Here is a 16,906-nt window from a genome sequence, read left to right as displayed (position 1 = left end):
CACCTGCCTTCGCTCGTGGCGTTAACCTGCGTTCATCTTATGGAAGAGAGAACGCCTCATGGACAACCAGCCTTCAGCGCCATCGGTTTATCAACTGGCCCCCGAGCAATCCGCCGGGCCCTATTTTCGCAATCCCAAACTGCTGCGCCGCAACATCAGCGAAGGCGCCGAGGGCTTGCCTTTGCTGCTGCGCCTGACCATCGTCGATGCCATGACCGCCGAACCGGTCAGCGGCGCCTTGGTGGATATCTGGCACTGCAACGCACGTGGTGCTTATTCCGGGTGGAGCCGGGTCAACCCGGATCTGGAAGTCGACGTTGAAGACATCGGCTCGATCCCGCGAACCGACGATGACACTTACCTGCGTGGCGGCCAGTTCAGCGATCACAAGGGCAGGGTGCGCTTCACCACGATCTATCCGGGGTTTTATGCCGGACGTGCCCTGCACATTCACGTGGCGGTGCGCATCGTTGCCGGCAACGAATACCTGGACGAGCGCAATGTGGCCTGGGTCGGGCAGCTGTACTTTCCGGAGGTGGTTTCTCGCGGGGTGCTCAACGCCAAGGCCTATCGCGGGCGCGGCTCGGCGCCAGTGTGCAACAACGACGATGTCTATTACGCCAACATGGGCGGGGAAGCTTCGACCTTGAGCGTGTGGCCAATCGGTCGTGACTCCCACGAGGACGGTTACTTCGGCCACCTCACGATCGGCATCGACACCTTTGCGGTGTCGTCGCAGATCAAGCCCGAGGATTTCGACAAGTACACGGTTTAACGCAGTTCATTCAGCGCCAGAACCAGCGACTGAATCTCCGCCGCCGTGGTGGTCAGCGACGGCGTAATGCGGATGCATGGCCCGCAGGCTGCGCCGTTGCGCACCACGGTGAACAGGTTGTAGTCGTTGAGCAGGCGTTCGACCATCGCCTGCTGGTCGGCATGCCGGGTAAAGCGCATCGAGGTGATGCCGCAATACAGACGCGGGTCGTCCGGGGTGGTGACCTCGATGCCCGGCAGGTTGCGCACGGCGCTGACCCACAGGTTGCGCAGGTAGTTCACCCGTGCACCCTTGGCCGCCGCGCCACCGAGCGCACGGTGTTCCTCGAACACCAGCGGCAGGGTCATCAGCGCCGGAATGTTCGGTGTGCTGTAGGGCGTGCGTGAGCGAATGTCGTTGAGCGGGAAATGCATCTCGCCCATGTCCGGATCGATGTCGGCCAGACGTTGCGGAGCGATATACAGAAAGCCCAGGGTCAGCGGCGAGCCGATCCATTTGTGCAGGTTGTATCCGGCGAAGGCGATGCCCAGCGCTTCCAGATCGAACTCCATCTGGCCGAGGGCGTGGGCGCCGTCGAGGATGATATCGACGCCATGTTCCCTGGCCAGCGCGGCGATCGCCTGCACCGGCATCACAAGTCCGGTGCGGTGGGTGACGTGGGTCAGCGCCATCAGCTTGAGCTTCGGATACCGGATGAAGGCCTCGCGATAAGTCGCTAGCAGACTGTCGAAGCTGGCCGGGTGCGTGTGTTCGATCTCGATCACCTCGACCCAGCGATGGCGGGCCAGCCAGCGCATGGCGCCCTTGACCGTGTCGTATTCCAGATCGCAGATCAGCACCTGATCGCCAGGCTCCAGGCGGTTGTAGTTGCGGATCAGCGACTGCAGGCCGGCAGTGGCGTTATGGGTGAAGGCGATGCTTTGTGCACGGACGCCGATCATCTCGGCCAGTTGCGCGCGGATGTCGAGGCTGTCGTGCTGTTCGAAGCGTTGGCGCACGTAGATCGAGTTGCTGTTGTTGATCTGTTCGATATGGCGCTGGTAGTCCTCGACCACGGTGCGCGACATGCGCCCGAAGTAGCCGTTTTCCAGGTTTACGGGGCCGGGATGGCGGTCGTAACGGTCGGCGAAGGTTTGCCAGAAGGCTTCGTCTCGGGCGCGGCGGGTGTTATCGGGCATGGTCGACTCGGATCAGGATGCGCCTCAGTGGCGCGGGGCGGGTTTGCCATGTTTGGTGCGCAGCGGTTCCAGCAGCTCCGACAGGCCGTTGTGATCGATTTCCTGCATCAGCGCCAACAGGCCGCCGAGTTCGCCGTGGGGGAAGCCTTCCCGGGCGAACCAGTTCAGGTACGGGCCGGGGAGGTCGGCGATGATCCGTCCCTTGTACTTGCCGAAGGGCATTTCGCGGGTGATCAGCAGTTCGAGTTTTTCGGGGTTCATCGCAAGGATCGTCTGAGTTCGTAACAGTCTGGAAAATACAGGCATTCTGCATGCAGGCCAAATGACAGATCATGCAAATAACAGGCATACAGATTTCTGCTTTGTTTGTAACTTATTGAAAATTAACAAATAAATACTTTTTAAGAAGCTGGCACGACCACTGCAACACTCCTTGCATCTTTCACCCACGCAAGGAATTGAAAAATGACTGACATGAATAAAGAAGCCATCTCCGTCCTCAACGACCTGATCGAAACCAGCAAGGACGGTCAGGAAGGGTTCAAGACCTGCGCTGAAGACATCAAGCACCCGGAACTGAAAACCCTGTTCGTGAAACGCTCCGCCGACTGCGCTACCGCCGCTGCCGAGTTGCAGGCGACCGTGCGTTCGATGGGCGGCGATCCGGAAACCTCCACCAGCGTCAGCGGTGACCTGCATCGTCGCTGGGTCGACGTGAAAGCCATGTTCACCGGCAAGGATGAAGAAGCCGTACTCAACGAAGCCGAGCGCGGCGAAGACCACGCCCTGAAGGCCTATCGTGAAGCGATCGAGAAGATCAACAAGCACAACCTGGTCGGCATTCGCGATCTGGTCGAGCGCCAGTACCACGGCGTGCAACGCAATCATGATCAGGTGAAAGCGCTGCGCAATCAGGCGCGTGCCCGCTCGTAAGCGATCAACGCCCACAAAAAAACGCCAGCTAGTCTGGCGTTTTTTTGTGTCCGGATTTAACCGAGAACCATCAGCCGATGCTGATCGCCGGCAAGGTCGGCAGGGTAACGGTCTGTTGCTTGCGCGGTGCCAGAATCTCGGCTTCACCGTCCACGACCAATTCATCGCGCTGGTTGAATACGCGAGTGGCAATACGCACGCGGAACTTCGGCAGTTTCTCGAGGATTTCCAGGCGCACGGTCAGGGTGTCGCCGATCTTCACCGGCTTCTGGAAGCTCATCTGCTGGCCGATATAAATGGTGCCCGGCCCAGGCAGCTCGCACGCCACTGCCGCGCTGATCAGTGCGCCGCTGAACATGCCGTGGGCGATGCGTTCCTTGAACATGCTGGCGGCGGCGAACTCGGCGTCCAGGTGCACCGGGTTGTGATCGCCGGACATCGCGGCGAACAGCTGAATGTCGCGCTCCTCGACGGTCTTGCTGTAGCTGGCGGTCTGGCCGACTTCGAGGGCTTCGTAAGGGATGTTGGTAACCTGGGTCATCGGTCTTGATTCCTGTGACGGATTAAATGAATCCACAAAAAATTATTCGCTACGGTGTGGACGGGGATGGCTCAGCGCCTGGTCGATCCAGGCCAGCACATCGGCGGTCACTTCGTCGCGGTTGGTCTCATTGAACAATTCGTGCCGCGCTTGCGGGTAGATCTTCAGCTGCAGGTTCTGACTGCCGGCCGAGCGCAAGGCATTGGCCAGATCAGTCAGACGCTTGCCTTCGCTCACCGGATCACATTCGCCGCCAATCACAAGCAACGGCAGGCCCGGGTCGATCTGGGCGAGATTGGACGCTTTGCTGATTTGCTGCAACCCGCCGAGCAGGTCGATCCATAGCTGGTTGGTGCAGCGAAAGCCGCACAGCGGATCGCTGGCGTACTTGTCGACTTCGGCCGGATCGCGACTCAGCCAGTCAAACGCGGTGCGTGCCGGTTTGAACTTGTTGTTGAACGAGCCGAACGACAGCCATTCGATCAGCGCGCTGCGACCCTTGGCGCCCTGACGCAGTTTTTCGAACCGGGCGATTTGCCGGGCCGCGCGGTACAGCGCCACCGGCTGGAAATTCGAGCCGCTGAGAATCGCCCCGTGCAGGCTGGCACTGTGATGCAGCAAATAAGCCTGGGCGATGTAGCTGCCCATGCTGTGCCCGAGCAGCACGATCGGCACGCCGGGATGGCGCTGGCCGATGTGCTGGTTGAGGCTCGCCAGATCTCCGACCACCTTGCACCAGCCATCGTCGTCGGCGAAATGCCCGAGCGTCCCATGATCGGCAGTTTTGCCATGCCCGCGCTGATCGGGCGCGTACACACCGTAGCCTTCGGCGCATAACGATTCGGCCAGTCGTGCATACCGGGCGCTGTGCTCGGCCATGCCGTGGGCCAGCAGAATCACCGCCTTCAGCGGCGCGTTCGGCAGCCACTGGTTGACGAAGAGGCGGCTGCGGTCACTCGCGTCCAGCCAGAAAGTGTCGTGGATCATGGCGATTCCTTTTGCGGCATGCTTTTGTTGCAGGGGATTGCAGAGATTGCATTGTATAGCGCGTCCGATCAGCTCACGCCACGGCAGGAAGATTCACACGATCAATGAGGACGCTGCCCATATTTGCCTGAATGACCATAGCTGCTAGTGTCCGTGAAGCCCCGCTTTTTGCTCTCGGCTTTTTCAGGGATAGAAAGAAATGACAGCGAAGCGGCCCCGGATCGGCTCAGGTAAAGAGGACAAGAACAATGCAACCTGATTTCTGGAATGACAAACGCCCGGCGGGCGTACCCCTGGACATCGACGCGAATGAATTCAAGTCGGTGATCGAGGTGTTCGAGCGTTCCTGCAAGAAATTCGCTGACCGCCCGGCGTTCAGCAACATGGGCGTGACCCTGACCTACGCCGAACTCGAGCGCCAGAGCGCCGCGTTCGCCGGTTACCTGCAAGCCCATACCGATCTGGCGCCGGGGGATCGCATCGCGGTGCAGATGCCCAACGTCCTGCATTATCCGATTGCCATGTTCGGTGCCTTGCGCGCCGGGCTGATCGTGGTCAACACCAACCCGCTGTACACCGCACGGGAGATGCGCCACCAGTTCAAGGACTCCGGTGCCCGGGCGCTGGTGTACCTGAACATGTTCGGTCAGAAGGTCCAGGAAGTGCTGCCGGACACCGACATCCAGTACCTGATCGAAGCGAAGATGGGCGACCTGATGCCCGCCGCCAAGGGCTGGCTGGTCAACACTGTGGTCAGCAAAGTGAAGAAAATGGTCCCGGCGTACTCGCTGCCCCAGGCGATTTCCTTCAAGAGCGCGTTGCGCATGGGCCGGGGCCTGGGCATCAAGCCGCTGAAGGTCGGCCTGGACGACATCGCCGTCTTGCAATACACCGGCGGCACCACCGGCCTGGCCAAGGGCGCGATGCTCACCCACGGCAATCTGGTGGCGAACATGCAGCAGGTGCGCGCCTGTCTTGGTCAGTTCGGCAGCGACGGTCAGCCGTTGTTGCGCGAAGGCCAGGAAGTGATGATCGCGCCGCTGCCGCTGTACCATATCTATGCTTTCACCGCGAATTGCATGTGCATGATGGTGTCCGGCAATCACAACGTGCTGATTACCAATCCGCGAGACATCGGCGGCTTTATCAAGGAGCTGAAGAACTGGAAGTTCTCGGCGTTGCTGGGGCTCAACACCCTGTTCGTCGCGCTGATGGATCATCCGGACTTCAAGACCCAGGATTTCTCCACGCTCAAACTCACCAACTCCGGCGGCACTGCGCTGGTCAAGGCCACCGCCGAGCGCTGGGAGCAGCTCACCGGTTGCCGCATCACCGAAGGCTACGGCCTGACCGAAACCTCGCCGGTGGCCTGCACCAACCCGTACGGCGAGCTGTCGCGGATCGGCACGGTCGGCCTGCCGGTGCCGGGCACCCGGCTGAAAGTCATCAATGACGACGGCGTCGAACAACCTTTGGGCGAGCGCGGCGAACTGTGCATCAAGGGTCCGCAGATCATGAAGGGCTACTGGCAGAAACCCGAGGCCACCGCCGAAGTGCTGGATGCCGAGGGCTGGTTCAAGTCCGGCGACATTGCGGTGATTGATCCGGACGGTTTTGTGCGCATCGTCGACCGCAAAAAGGACATGATCATCGTCTCCGGTTTCAACGTGTACCCGAACGAAATCGAAGACGTGGTGATGGCCCACCCGAAAGTCGCCAACTGTGCGGTGATCGGTGTGCCGGACGAGCGTTCCGGTGAAGCGGTGAAGCTGTTTGTGGTGGCGCGGGAAACCGGGGTCAGCCTGGAAGAGCTGAAGGCCTACTGCAAAGAAAATTTCACCGCGTACAAGGTGCCGAAGCACATCGTGCTGCGTGAGTCGTTGCCGATGACGCCTGTCGGGAAAATCCTGCGCAGAGAGTTACGCGATATCGCCTAAAAGAACTGCGCTTCGCGCAATCGCGAGCAGGCTCGCTCCCACCGGTTCGCTGATGATCCTGTGGGAGCGAGCCTGCTCGCGATTTTTTGTTTACAGACCCCGGAAACCGGGACTTTCAAGGTGTTATAGGATTTTTGCTCTAAAATGACTGCCAGTAGTTCTTGAGTCATGAAAATGACTGCAGGGGCCGCTTTTGGCTCTAGTCGACCCTTGGCAAAGCTGCTACTCTCGGCGCGCTTTGTGACTTCTCGGCCTTGTAAAAAGCCAGACTCACCAATAAACAAACACCAATAATAATCGCATCAAATGCGGTGCTGAATTCGCGTTGCTGAGGAGTGGGCTTCCATGATCGAAGACTTTTGGAAGGATAAGTACCCCGCTGGAATTGCTGCCGACATCAATCCAGACGAGTACCCGAATATTCAGGCAGTGTTGAAGCAATCCTGCCAACGCTTCGCCGACAAACCGGCGTTCAGCAACCTGGGCAAGACCATCACCTACGGTGAACTGTACGAATTGTCCGGTGCGTTTGCCGCTTATCTGCAACAGCATACCGATTTGCAGCCCGGTGATCGAATCGCCGTGCAACTGCCCAACGTGTTGCAGTACCCGGTCGCCGTCTTCGGTGCCATCCGTGCCGGGCTGATCGTGGTCAATACCAACCCGCTGTACACCGCGCGGGAAATGGAACACCAGTTCAATGACTCCGGTGCCAAGGCGCTGGTGTGCCTGGCGAACATGGCGCACCTGGCCGAAGCCGTGGTGCCGAAAACCGGCGTCAAACACGTCATCGTCACGGAAGTTGCCGACCTGCTGCCGCCGCTCAAGCGCCTGCTGATCAACAGCGTCATCAAGTACGTGAAGAAAATGGTTCCGGCCTATCATTTGCCCAAAGCCGTCAAGTTCAACGACGTGCTGAGCAAGGGCCAGGGTCAGCCGGTCGCCGAAGCCAACCCGAACAGCGGCGACGTCGCGGTGCTGCAATACACCGGCGGCACCACCGGCGTGGCCAAGGGCGCGATGCTCACCCATCGCAACCTTGTCGCCAACATGCTGCAGTGCAAGGCGCTGATGGGCTCCAACCTGAATGAAGGTTGCGAGATCCTGATCACTCCTCTGCCGCTGTACCACATCTATGCGTTCACCTTTCATTGCATGGCGATGATGCTGATCGGCAACCACAACATCCTGATCAGCAACCCGCGCGACCTGCCGGCGATGGTCAAGGAACTGTCGAAGTGGAAGTTCAGCGGTTTCGTCGGCCTCAACACGCTGTTCGTGGCCCTGTGCAACAACGAAGGTTTCCGCAAGCTGGATTTCTCGGCGCTGAAAGTCACCCTGTCCGGCGGCATGGCTCTGCAACTGGCCGCCGCCGAGCGCTGGAAAGCGGTCACCGGTTGCCCGATCTGCGAAGGCTACGGCATGACCGAAACCAGCCCGGTGGCCACGGTCAACCCGATCCAGAACATCCAGATCGGCACCATCGGCATTCCGGTGCCGTCGACCCTGTGCAAAGTCGTCGACGACGCCGGTGTCGAGCAGCCGCTGGGCGAAATCGGCGAGCTGTGCGTCAAGGGCCCGCAAGTGATGAAAGGCTACTGGCAGCGTCAGGAAGCCACCGACGAGATGCTCGACAGCGAAGGCTGGCTGAAAACCGGCGACATCGCGGTGATCCAGCCGGACGGCTACATGCGCATTGTCGATCGCAAGAAAGACATGATCCTGGTCTCCGGTTTCAACGTGTACCCGAACGAACTGGAAGACGTGCTGGCGACCCTGCCGGGCGTGTTGCAGTGTGCGGCCATCGGTATTCCGGACGAGAAGTCGGGCGAAGCGATCAAGATCTTCATCGTCGCCAAGCCAGGCGTCACGCTGACCAAGGAAACGGTGATGGAGCACATGCGCGCCAACGTCACCGGCTACAAGGTGCCGCGTTCGGTGGAATTCCGCGATGCGCTGCCGACCACCAACGTCGGCAAGATCCTGCGTCGAGAACTGCGCGACGAAGAGCTGAAGAAGATCAAGGCGAAGAGCGCCGCCTAAAACCAAAAAGCCCCGCAGATGCGGGGCTTTTTGTTGAGGCAGGAATCGCTTACTGGCGGAACGGCGCGAAGTTCACGTTAGTGCCCGCCGGGCGCATGTCCTGCAGATACGAGTCCTTGTCGGCGCTCAGTTCCAGGCTCAGAGCTGCCTTGCGCTTGCCTTCGTTGCGGATCACCAGGCCTTCGAGTTTCTCGCGCAGAAACACGGTCGGCACTTTCAGGTGCAGCAGTTCGTCGGTGGCCGGGGTGTGCATCAACAGGTGAATCCACTCGTACTGACCGATGGCCAGGCGCGACACCGGCAAGTCGAACCACCAGATGTTGCGGTTGCGGTTCAGTTCGGCGAAGTGGCAGTTGTTGGTGCCGAGCACGGCACCGCCCAGTTCCTGGTTGCGACGGGCGATGGCCTGCTTTTTATCGAGTTTCATAACATTCCTGCGGGATCGGTTCTGTGGCGCCTGGCGCCCTTATGGTGGGCATTCTCGGGGCTACGCTCGCAAACATAAAGCGCAACCTGCACGCCGCGACGAAATGAAGCCCTGAAAATAAATGAAACTTGGCGCAAACCGGGCCAGTCAATCATTACGTACTGACTTTTCCCCTTTAATGCACCAAGGAGAAACACCATGAGTAGCACAGGCGATAAAGTAAAAGGCATGGCCAACGAAGCGGTCGGCAACGTCAAACAGGGTATCGGTAAAGCCACCGACAACACCAAACTGCAAGCCGAAGGCAAACTGCAAGAGAAGAAAGGCGAGGCCCAGCAAGCGGTGGGCAAAGCCAAGGACGCGATCAAGAAAGGCGTCGACAAGGCTTGATCCAGCCTTGAACGAAACACCGAAGCGGCCATCCAAGGATGGCCGTTTTTGTGTGTCGTTCACATGCAGTCACGGATCACAGTGTTTCAGAGTCGCCAAGTAGGCTACTTTGATGAGAGAAAACGGCCCCTGAGTCGCCACGACTTCAACCTGTTTTGCGGCGAAAGGAGACGCGAATGATTTTCCCCGACATGAAAGGCCTGCCCCTGCACCGGGTCATCGTGCGTACCGTCACCGAGTTCATGGAAGACGAGATGTCGACCTATGCCTCGGCACTGGCCTACCAGATGCTGTTCTCGCTGTTCCCGTTCATTCTGTTCCTGATTGCCCTGATCGGTTTCCTGCACCTGCCGGACTTCTTTTCCTGGCTGCGCCTGCAATCGGAGCTGGTCCTGCCGCCCCAGGCGCTGGAGCAGGTCAACCCGGTGATCGACCAGTTGCAGCAATCCAAGGGCGGCCTGCTTTCCGTGGGTATCGTCATCGCCCTGTACACCGCGTCCGCCGGCGTGCGCCTGATGATGAGCGCGATGAACGCCGCCTACGACGTGGTCGAGGGCCGGCCGATCTGGAAGCGCTTCCCGCTGTCGATTTTCTACACCGTCGGCATCGCCGGCATGCTGCTGGCCGCCGCCGCGTTGATGGTGCTGGGGCCGCAGGTGATGGGCTGGATTGCCGGGCAGTTCGGGCTGGAAGATTTCATCGTCACAGTGTGGACCATCGCCCGCTGGCCGGTGATCGTGATCCTGATGATGGTCGCCGTCGCGTTGATCTACTACGTGATGCCCGACGTCAAACAGGAGTTCCGTTTCATCACCCCGGGCTCGGTGCTGGCGGTGGTGGTGTGGATCGTCGCGTCCCTGGGGTTCGCGTTCTACGTCAAGACGTTCGCCAACTACAACGCCATGTATGGCAGCATCGGTGCAATCATCGTGCTGTTGCTGTATTTCTACATTTCCGCTGCGGTGCTGTTGCTGGGGGCGGAGATGAATGCGGTGATCGAACACATGTCCAGCGAGGGCAAGGACCCGGGCGAGAAAGTCCCCGGCGAACTCGATGAACATCCCAAACAACACGTTTCCGGCCTGGGGCGCGATCAGTCGCTCAAGCCGAACACAGACGAAGCCTGACCATGATCCGTGAAATCCTGAAGATGGGCGACGAGCGCCTGCTGCGCATTGCCCCGCCGGTGCCCGCCGAGATGCTCGACAGCCCGGAGCTGTGGCAACTGATCGATGACATGTTCCAGACCATGGAAAGCGTCGGCGGTGTCGGTCTGGCTGCGCCGCAGATCGGCGTCGACCTGCAACTGGTGATCTTTGGCTTCGAGCACAGCGAGCGTTACCCGGATGCCGAAGCCGTGCCGCAGACGATCCTGATCAATCCGTTGATCACGCCGCTCAGTCCGCTGATGGAAGAGGGCTTCGAAGGCTGCCTGTCTGTACCCGGCCTCCTCGGCGCGGTGGATCGTTATCAGCAGATCCGCTACGAAGGTGTCGACCCCAAAGGGCAACCGATCGTGCGCGTGGCCTCGGGGTTCCATGCAAGGGTGGTGCAGCACGAGTGCGATCACCTGATCGGGCGGCTGTACCCGTCGCGCATCACCGATTTCAGCAAGTTCGGTTTTACCGAAGTGATGTTCCCGGATCTCGATCCCAACGCTGACGACTGATCAGCCAGTGCGCGGCGCCAGTTCCATGGCAATCATCGGCTTGCTCCGCGCATAACGGCTCAGGCGCTCGGCCATCGCCTGGGGCAGGGCGGGGTCGAAGGTGAAGCCGCGTCGCTCGTAGAAACCGCGCAAGTCCGGGTGGCAGAACAGCCACACGGGCGCCTCGACGTCCTTCACCGCTTCGCTGATCAGATGCGCGGCAATGCCTTGTTCGCGACAGGCCGGATCAACGAACAACCCGGTCAGCCAATGCCCGCCGAACACCGGCCGCAGGCACAGCGCAGCCACGATTTCCTCGCGCCGCGCCACCCACAATTGCGCCTCGCGCACCGCTTTCATCGACGATTGATGCTGGCGGTAGAACTTGTTCATCAAGGGCCAGGACAGGTCGTCGAGCTGGCTGTAGCGGGTGTCGGTCATGAATCGGACTACCGGTGCAAAAGTCGCGGATTATAAAACAACGTACTCGCCGGGATAGGTGTATACCTGATCCCACATCCCCTTCAGAGGAGTACGCGTCATGTCCAAAGGTATGGATGCGAAGAAAGCTGCGAAGAAGAAACCGGCCAAGACCGCCATCGAGAAACGCCATGAGAAAAGGGCGAAGAAAGTCGACATTTTTGGCCATTGATACCGTTCCTCGGGAGCCCGCTTTTCGGGCTCCTTTCTTTTCTGCAAAAAATAATCTGCAAGATTTCCCGCCGGTGTTGCACAGAACGATCAGACCTTCGTTCCGAGCCGTGCCATGCCCCACTATTTCGACGATGCCCATCGCCAACAGATCGAAACCCTGCGCCAACGCTTCACCGCCCGCACCGACTGGCCGACCTGGCTGTTGCTGATTGGCGTGTACGCCGGTTGGTTCGCGATTGTGCTGGGCAGCGGATGGCTGGGCGTCTGGTGGAGCACGTTGCTGCTGATTCCGTTGCTGGTGCTGTGGCTGTCGGTGCAGCACGAGTTGCTTCACGGTCATCCGACCCGCTGGATTCTGGTGAACAAAGTCCTCGGCTACGCGCCGTTTGCAGTGTGGTATCCCTACACGCTCTATCGCGACAGCCATTTGCAGCACCATCGCGATGAAGACCTGACGATCCCCGGCGTCGACCCCGAAAGCCGTTACCTGAGCGCCGAACGCTGGCAGGGCCGTTCGTTGTTCGAACGCAGCCTGCACTGGTTGAACAAGACCGTGCTCGGCCGATTCATCCTCGGCGCGCCGCTGGCGTTGCTGGCGCTGGCCGGTGAAGAACTGCAACGCCTGAAAAACGGCGAGCGCCAGGCCTGGCTGATGTGGCTGACCCACGGTGCCCTGACTGTGCTGATGCTGGTGTTCATCGCCTGCTACAGCGTGTTGCCGGTCTGGCATTACCTGCTGCTGATCAGCATCCCGGCGCTGTCGATTGCGATGGTCCGCTCTTACTATGAACACCGGCCGCACACACAACCGGAGCAACGCACGGTGCTCAACGAAGCCGGGTGGCCGTGGCGCTGGCTGTTCCTGAACCTGAATTTCCATCTGGTGCACCACGATTTGCCGAAGCTGGCTTGGTATGACTTGCCCAAGGCCTACCGCATGCGCCGGGAGCAATGGATCGAACGCAGCGGCGGATTTCTGGTGCAGGGTTATGGGCAATTGTGGCGCCGGCACGGCATCAAGCCGATCGACAGTCCGCAGCATCCATTCATTTGAGGTCAGCATGTCGTCAGGTTACGCAGAGCTGTTGATGTACATCGCCCCCGAGCCGATCCGCGCGGCGAACGAGCAGTGGCTGATGCGGATTCTCGATCACCTGGGCCATTCGCGGCTCAATGCTGCAGGCATGTCGTTGCCCGAACTCTGGCTGTCGCCGCAGTTGCTGCTGACCCAGACCTGCGGCTATCCGCTGATGACCGCGTTGCGCGGGCAGGTCAGGCTTGTCGGCCGTCCGCGCTACGAATTGCCGGACGCCACGGCCGGCAATCATTGCAGCCTGATTCTTGCCCGCACCGAGGATCCGCGCCGCAGTCTGGCGGAGTTCTTCGACAGTCGCGGGGTGATCAACAGCGAAGACTCCAACAGCGGCATGAACCTGTTGCGCCAGCGTCTGGCACCGTTGCAGCGGGACGGGCGGTTTTTCGCTTCGGTCGGCCTCAGTGGCGGTCATCGCGAGAGCCTGCGCTGGTTGCGCGAAGACCTTGCCGATCTGGCGGCCATCGACAGCGTGACCTTTGCGTACCTGGCGCAACACGCACCCGAAGAGGTCAGCGGCTTGCGGGTGGTGGCGCGCAGTGCGTTCAGCCCGACCTTGCCCTTCATCACCGCTGCCGGCACGACGGACCGGCAGATCGAGCACCTGCGCCGGGTCATGAACCGCAGCCTGCAAGACTTGCCGGATGTGGCCCGCACCCTTGGCCTGGCCGAAGTCCTGCCGGCCAGCGAAAGCGATTATCTCGTCCTGCTGGATTACCAGCGCGAGGCCGAAGAACTGGGTTACGGCCGCTTACGTTAGCGGCCGCGATAAATTCACTAATGGAATATAAAAATTCTTTTTAAGTATTTTTAACGCATAAGGCACCTTGCTAGGATCGCGCCACCGGACGACCGGACATTCAGCGACCCTTTACCAAGGAGCCCCCATGTCCGGCGCCGACTCATCCCATCGCAATCATGTGAACACGTTGTTTCGCGACCATTACCAATGGTTGTGCACACGCCTGCGTCGGCAATCGAATGATGCGGCCACGGCGGAAGACATCGCCGCAGAAACCTTCGCGCAACTGCTCGAGGCCCCAGGCCTGACCGCCATCCGCGAACCCCGCGCCTTGCTCACCACTATCGCCCAACGCTTGCTGTACGAGCGCTGGAGGCGGGGTGATCTGGAGCGTCGGCACCTGCAACTACTGCAACAAGGTGACCTCGATCACGCACCGTCTCCCGAAGAACTGGCCGACCTGTCGCAAAGCCTCAAGCATCTGGACCGGACGCTCCAGCGCCTGCCGGGCAAAGTGCGCTCGACCTTTCTGCTGGCCCGCATCGACGGCCTGACCTACCCGCAAATCGCTGCCGAACTGGGCATCTCCCAGCGTTCGGTGAGCATGTACATGACCCGTTCCCAGGCCCTGTGCAACCGCCACAGCGCCAACCAAACCCTGATTTCCTCCCAGAACAAGAGGTCCGCATGAGATCGATCAAAACCCTGCTCGGCAGTTCGCTGCTGGCCCTGACCCTGATGGCCGGCCACGTTGTCGCTGCGGAATCAAAAGCGCCGATCCACTTCGGTGACATCACCTGGGAAAGCGGCAGTTTCATCACCGAAGTGCTGCGCCTGATCGTCGAGAAAGGCTACGGCTACCCGACCGACACACTGCCGGGCAGCACCGTCAGCCTCGAAGCGGCGCTGGCGAAAAACGACATTCAAGTGATCGGTGAAGAGTGGGCCGGGCGCAGTCCGGCATGGGTCAAGGCCGCCGCCGAGGGCAAGGTGTTCGGCCTCGGTGACACCGTGAAGGGCGCCACCGAAGGCTGGTGGGTGCCGGAGTACGTGATCAAGGGCGACCCCGAGCGCGGGATCAAACCGCTGGCACCGGAGCTGAAATCGGTGGCCGACCTGCCGCGCTACAAGGATGTATTCAAAGACCCGGAAGATCCGAGTCGCGGGCGCTTCCTCAACAGCCCGACCGGCTGGACCTCGGAAATCGTCAACAGCCAGAAGCTCAAGGCGTATGCGCTGAACGACAGCTTCGTCAACTTCCGCACCGGTTCCGGCGCGGCGCTGGATGCCGAGGTGGCGTCGTCGATCAAGCGCGGCAAGCCAGTGCTGTTCTACTACTGGTCGCCGACGCCGCTGCTCGGCCGCTTCAAACTGGTGAAGCTGGAGGAGCCGCCGTTCGACGCCGAAGCCTGGAAAACCCTGGCCGATGCCAACAACCCCAACCCGAAAGGCACCCGCTCGATGCCGGCGAGCCTGGCGATTGGCGTGTCGGCACCGTTCAAGGCGCAGTATCCGGAACTGGTGACGTTCTTTGAGAAAGTCGATTTGCCGATTGATCTGCTGAACCAGACCCTGGCCGGGATGAGCGAAAAGCGCCAGCAGCCACGTCAGGTCGCCGAAGCGTTTCTGCGTGATCAACCACAAGTGTGGAAATCGTGGGTGCCGGGTGAAGTGGCGAACAAAGTCAGCGGCAGTCTGTAGTTCTTTTCCGATAATGGTGTCGTTTCAAAAGTTGCCATTGCGAGTCGGTCGCAATGGCAACAAACATCCCGCCCGCTGAACCGATTCTTGTCCGTTTTTTGTCCTTAATCCCCGTGGTACTGGCCGACTAGTGGCCTTGCGCAAGGCTTTGCGCTGTCTATGCTCACACGTAACTAACTATGTCGACCGCCATCCAAAGCGCCTCGACAGCAATCGGTTAGCCGAGAACAAAGCTGCCAGAGTGCGCAATCCAAGGCACCGACACTTAACCGGCAAGGAGCATGTTTTTTAAATGGAAGTTCTTCTACACGTTAGGAATGGCCCGTTCGCGGGCTATCAAGAGAAGGATGTCTTGATTAGAGCGTCGCTGCATGGACTCTTTGATTAATCATCGTTTATCACCTGACAACTTCCTCCCGTGGAGGAATGCGTGTGCCTGTTCTGTGGAACGTAGTGGTGGATTCTGAAAGACCTGAACTTTCATCAAATCAAAAGACCGCGCTCAAGGTGATAGAGACATGTTCAACCTACATCACAAGGCTGACCTGCAGGAAATCGAACGCTTCAGCTGTGCCCTGACCGAAGCCAATGCCAAGCTGGAGGCGATCAGCCGTTCGATGGCGATGATCGAATTCACTCCCGACGGGATCGTGCTGGATGCCAATGACAACTTCTGCAAGACCATGGGCTACAGTGCCGAGGAAGTACGCGGCAAACATCACCGGATCTTTTGTGAGGAAGAGTTCTATCGCAGCGAGGAGTACGCCAAGTTGTGGCGTGACCTGGCCCGTGGCGAACCGCTCAGCGGGACCTTCCTGCGCCTGAACAAGCGTGGCCAGGAGATCTGGCTGGAAGCGAGTTACATGCCGGTGTACGGCCCGGACAAACAGGTTCGAAGCGTGATCAAAGTAGCGTCGGACATTACCGCGCGAGTGAACAAGGAAAAAGAAGAGGAAAGCATGCTCGCGGCCATCAGCCGTTCGATGGCGGTGATCGAGTTCACCCCGGAAGGCAATGTGATCTCGGCCAACGACAATTTCCTCAAGACCATGCAGTACTCGCTCAACGAAATTGTCGGCCATCACCACAGTCTGTTCTGTCACCGTGCCGAAGCCGAGTCGGCGCAGTACAAGGCGTTCTGGGCTTCGCTCAATCGCGGCGAATATCACTCGCACCGCTTCGAACGCAAGAACAAGTCCGGGCAGACCGTGTACCTCGAAGCCTCGTACAACCCGCTGTTCGACGCCAAGGGCCGCCTGTACAAAGTGGTGAAGTTCGCCAGCGATATCACCCACCAGATGACCACTTTGCAGACCGCTGCGGAATCGGCCCACAGCACCTCGGTACAAAACGACGCCTGCGCGCAAAAAGGCTCACAGGTCGTGCAGCAAACGGTGCAGATCATTCAGGACATTTCCCGCGACCTCAACGAAGCGGCGCTGAGCATCGATGCGGTGAGCAAGCAGTCGGACATCATCGGCACCATCGTCCAGACCATTCGCGGGATTGCCGACCAGACCAACCTGCTGGCACTCAACGCGGCCATCGAAGCGGCGCGGGCCGGCGAGCACGGACGTGGTTTTGCGGTGGTGGCGGATGAGGTGCGCAGCCTTGCGGCGCGGACCAGTCAGGCGACCCTGGAGATCGTCGATGTGGTGCGCAAGAACCACGAGTTGTCACTGAGTGCGGTGTCGAGCATGCAGTCGAGCCTGAGCCGCACCGGGCTCGGGGTGGAACTGGCGAACGAGGCGGGGGATGCGATCCGCGAGATTCAGCAGGGCTCGCGGCACGTCGTGGATGCGATCAGCCAGTTCAACGAGACGTTGCAGTTGAACTGACGGCTTTACGGCTGAAAAA

Annotated in this window: 18 protein-coding genes and 1 pseudogene; 13 read left to right on the top strand and 6 right to left on the bottom strand. The window is 59.9% G+C overall.

Annotated elements, in window-relative coordinates:
- Nucleotides 1–58: 58 nt before the first annotated feature.
- Nucleotides 59–775, top strand: coding sequence for an intradiol ring-cleavage dioxygenase (locus M5B44_RS10970; protein WP_248739174.1), 717 nt, complete (start codon nt 59–61; stop codon nt 773–775).
- Here the strand turns inward: M5B44_RS10970 and M5B44_RS10965 are convergent.
- Both M5B44_RS10965 and M5B44_RS10960 read right to left on the bottom strand, forming a co-directional pair.
- Complete coding sequence (locus M5B44_RS10965) at nt 772–1,953, bottom strand: aminotransferase class V-fold PLP-dependent enzyme (protein ID WP_248739173.1); 1,182 nt, start codon at nt 1,951–1,953, stop codon at nt 772–774. The two genes, M5B44_RS10970 and M5B44_RS10965, sit on opposite strands and share 4 nt — an antisense overlap.
- 24 nt (nt 1,954–1,977) lie before the next feature.
- Nucleotides 1,978–2,214: a DUF3820 family protein gene (locus M5B44_RS10960; protein WP_032891009.1), complete on the bottom strand. Its 237-nt coding sequence runs from the start codon at nt 2,212–2,214 to the stop codon at nt 1,978–1,980.
- 204 nt (nt 2,215–2,418) lie between these two features.
- Here M5B44_RS10960 and M5B44_RS10955 point away from each other — a divergent pair, with 204 nt between their 5' ends.
- Entirely contained in the window at nt 2,419–2,886 is a 468-nt protein-coding gene (locus tag M5B44_RS10955; RefSeq protein WP_085709662.1) for a ferritin-like domain-containing protein, read from the top strand.
- Between the two features lie 70 nt (nt 2,887–2,956).
- Here the strand turns inward: M5B44_RS10955 and M5B44_RS10950 are convergent, their stop codons facing one another.
- Both M5B44_RS10950 and M5B44_RS10945 read right to left on the bottom strand, forming a co-directional pair.
- The gene (locus M5B44_RS10950; RefSeq protein WP_003227420.1) at nt 2,957–3,427 is read right to left on the bottom strand and encodes a MaoC family dehydratase; all 471 of its coding nucleotides are present in this window, start codon (nt 3,425–3,427) and stop codon (nt 2,957–2,959) included.
- A gap of 42 nt (nt 3,428–3,469) precedes the next feature.
- Nucleotides 3,470–4,414: an alpha/beta hydrolase gene (locus M5B44_RS10945; RefSeq protein ID WP_248739172.1), complete on the bottom strand. Its 945-nt coding sequence runs from the start codon at nt 4,412–4,414 to the stop codon at nt 3,470–3,472.
- A gap of 248 nt (nt 4,415–4,662) precedes the next feature.
- On the opposite strand from M5B44_RS10945, the gene fadD2 reads away from it, so the two are divergent.
- Together fadD2 and fadD1 are read left to right on the top strand one after the other, a co-directional pair.
- Complete coding sequence (gene fadD2, locus M5B44_RS10940) at nt 4,663–6,351, top strand: long-chain-fatty-acid--CoA ligase FadD2 (RefSeq protein ID WP_248739171.1); 1,689 nt, start codon at nt 4,663–4,665, stop codon at nt 6,349–6,351.
- A 345-nt stretch (nt 6,352–6,696) separates the two neighbouring features.
- Nucleotides 6,697–8,394, top strand: coding sequence for a long-chain-fatty-acid--CoA ligase FadD1 (gene fadD1 / locus M5B44_RS10935; RefSeq protein ID WP_085709665.1), 1,698 nt, complete (start codon nt 6,697–6,699; stop codon nt 8,392–8,394).
- A gap of 49 nt (nt 8,395–8,443) precedes the next feature.
- Here fadD1 and M5B44_RS10930 read toward each other — a convergent pair whose 3' ends face one another.
- Nucleotides 8,444–8,821 carry a hypothetical protein gene (locus M5B44_RS10930; protein ID WP_007951149.1) on the bottom strand — a complete coding sequence of 126 codons (378 nt, stop codon included), beginning with the start codon at nt 8,819–8,821 and terminating at the stop codon, nt 8,444–8,446.
- Nucleotides 8,822–9,019: 198 nt separating this feature from the next.
- On the opposite strand from M5B44_RS10930, the gene M5B44_RS10925 reads away from it, so the two are divergent.
- The 3 genes from M5B44_RS10925 (at nt 9,020) to def (ending at nt 10,880) form a co-directional block, all read left to right on the top strand.
- Nucleotides 9,020–9,211 (top strand): CsbD family protein, encoded by a 192-nt coding sequence (locus tag M5B44_RS10925; protein WP_114885023.1) that lies wholly within the window; start codon nt 9,020–9,022, stop codon nt 9,209–9,211.
- A 176-nt stretch (nt 9,212–9,387) separates the two neighbouring features.
- Complete coding sequence (locus M5B44_RS10920) at nt 9,388–10,338, top strand: YihY/virulence factor BrkB family protein (protein ID WP_085709666.1); 951 nt, start codon at nt 9,388–9,390, stop codon at nt 10,336–10,338.
- 2 nt (nt 10,339–10,340) lie between these two features.
- Nucleotides 10,341–10,880, top strand: a complete 540-nt coding sequence (gene def / locus M5B44_RS10915) for a peptide deformylase (protein WP_248739170.1) — start codon at nt 10,341–10,343, stop codon at nt 10,878–10,880.
- On the opposite strand, the gene M5B44_RS10910 is transcribed toward def, so the two are convergent.
- Nucleotides 10,881–11,300 carry a GNAT family N-acetyltransferase gene (locus tag M5B44_RS10910; protein ID WP_248739169.1) on the bottom strand — a complete coding sequence of 140 codons (420 nt, stop codon included), beginning with the start codon at nt 11,298–11,300 and terminating at the stop codon, nt 10,881–10,883.
- Between the two features lie 325 nt (nt 11,301–11,625).
- Between M5B44_RS10910 and M5B44_RS10905 the strand changes: the two genes are divergently transcribed.
- The 6 genes and pseudogenes from M5B44_RS10905 (at nt 11,626) to M5B44_RS29010 (ending at nt 16,887) form a co-directional block, all read left to right on the top strand.
- Entirely contained in the window at nt 11,626–12,567 is a 942-nt protein-coding gene (locus M5B44_RS10905; protein ID WP_248739168.1) for a fatty acid desaturase, read from the top strand.
- Nucleotides 12,568–12,574: 7 nt separating this feature from the next.
- Nucleotides 12,575–13,366, top strand: coding sequence for a phosphate/phosphite/phosphonate ABC transporter substrate-binding protein (locus M5B44_RS10900; RefSeq protein WP_248739167.1), 792 nt, complete (start codon nt 12,575–12,577; stop codon nt 13,364–13,366).
- 127 nt (nt 13,367–13,493) lie between these two features.
- The gene (locus M5B44_RS10895; protein WP_248739166.1) at nt 13,494–14,039 is read left to right on the top strand and encodes a sigma-70 family RNA polymerase sigma factor; all 546 of its coding nucleotides are present in this window, start codon (nt 13,494–13,496) and stop codon (nt 14,037–14,039) included.
- Nucleotides 14,036–15,049: an ABC transporter substrate-binding protein gene (locus M5B44_RS10890; protein ID WP_248739165.1), complete on the top strand. Its 1,014-nt coding sequence runs from the start codon at nt 14,036–14,038 to the stop codon at nt 15,047–15,049. The genes M5B44_RS10895 and M5B44_RS10890 overlap by 4 nt, the downstream gene beginning before the upstream one ends.
- A gap of 518 nt (nt 15,050–15,567) precedes the next feature.
- Nucleotides 15,568–16,338 (top strand): annotated as a pseudogene (locus M5B44_RS29015) (PAS domain-containing protein); the annotation flags it as partial.
- Nucleotides 16,339–16,347: 9 nt separating this feature from the next.
- Nucleotides 16,348–16,887: a methyl-accepting chemotaxis protein gene (locus tag M5B44_RS29010; protein ID WP_371320920.1), complete on the top strand. Its 540-nt coding sequence runs from the start codon at nt 16,348–16,350 to the stop codon at nt 16,885–16,887.
- The last annotated feature ends 19 nt before the right edge of the window (nt 16,888–16,906 follow it).

It is taken from the genome of Pseudomonas sp. MWU12-2029, assembly GCF_023242425.1.
Lineage (GTDB): Bacteria > Pseudomonadota > Gammaproteobacteria > Pseudomonadales > Pseudomonadaceae > Aquipseudomonas > Aquipseudomonas kribbensis.
The sequence above is the reverse complement of the archived record's forward strand: the minus strand, read 5'-3'. Positions and strand labels throughout refer to the sequence as shown.

Bases quoted from the DNA above. Each gene is read 5' to 3' on its own strand.
- M5B44_RS10890 (WP_248739165.1), top strand. From the start codon at position 14,036: ATGAGATCGATCAAAACCCTGCTCGGCAGTTCGCTGCTGGCCCTGACC.
- M5B44_RS10965 (WP_248739173.1), bottom strand. From the start codon at position 1,953: ATGCCCGATAACACCCGCCGCGCCCGAGACGAAGCCTTCTGGCAAACC.
- M5B44_RS10910 (WP_248739169.1), bottom strand. From the start codon at position 11,300: ATGACCGACACCCGCTACAGCCAGCTCGACGACCTGTCCTGGCCCTTG.
- fadD2 (WP_248739171.1), top strand. From the start codon at position 4,663: ATGCAACCTGATTTCTGGAATGACAAACGCCCGGCGGGCGTACCCCTG.
- M5B44_RS10920 (WP_085709666.1), top strand. From the start codon at position 9,388: ATGATTTTCCCCGACATGAAAGGCCTGCCCCTGCACCGGGTCATCGTG.
- M5B44_RS10930 (WP_007951149.1), bottom strand. From the start codon at position 8,821: ATGAAACTCGATAAAAAGCAGGCCATCGCCCGTCGCAACCAGGAACTG.
- M5B44_RS29010 (WP_371320920.1), top strand. From the start codon at position 16,348: ATGACCACTTTGCAGACCGCTGCGGAATCGGCCCACAGCACCTCGGTA.
- M5B44_RS10955 (WP_085709662.1), top strand. From the start codon at position 2,419: ATGACTGACATGAATAAAGAAGCCATCTCCGTCCTCAACGACCTGATC.
- M5B44_RS10905 (WP_248739168.1), top strand. From the start codon at position 11,626: ATGCCCCACTATTTCGACGATGCCCATCGCCAACAGATCGAAACCCTG.
- fadD1 (WP_085709665.1), top strand. From the start codon at position 6,697: ATGATCGAAGACTTTTGGAAGGATAAGTACCCCGCTGGAATTGCTGCC.
- M5B44_RS10960 (WP_032891009.1), bottom strand. From the start codon at position 2,214: ATGAACCCCGAAAAACTCGAACTGCTGATCACCCGCGAAATGCCCTTC.
- M5B44_RS10900 (WP_248739167.1), top strand. From the start codon at position 12,575: ATGTCGTCAGGTTACGCAGAGCTGTTGATGTACATCGCCCCCGAGCCG.
- M5B44_RS10895 (WP_248739166.1), top strand. From the start codon at position 13,494: ATGTCCGGCGCCGACTCATCCCATCGCAATCATGTGAACACGTTGTTT.
- def (WP_248739170.1), top strand. From the start codon at position 10,341: ATGATCCGTGAAATCCTGAAGATGGGCGACGAGCGCCTGCTGCGCATT.
- M5B44_RS10945 (WP_248739172.1), bottom strand. From the start codon at position 4,414: ATGATCCACGACACTTTCTGGCTGGACGCGAGTGACCGCAGCCGCCTC.
- M5B44_RS10970 (WP_248739174.1), top strand. From the start codon at position 59: ATGGACAACCAGCCTTCAGCGCCATCGGTTTATCAACTGGCCCCCGAG.
- M5B44_RS10925 (WP_114885023.1), top strand. From the start codon at position 9,020: ATGAGTAGCACAGGCGATAAAGTAAAAGGCATGGCCAACGAAGCGGTC.
- M5B44_RS10950 (WP_003227420.1), bottom strand. From the start codon at position 3,427: ATGACCCAGGTTACCAACATCCCTTACGAAGCCCTCGAAGTCGGCCAG.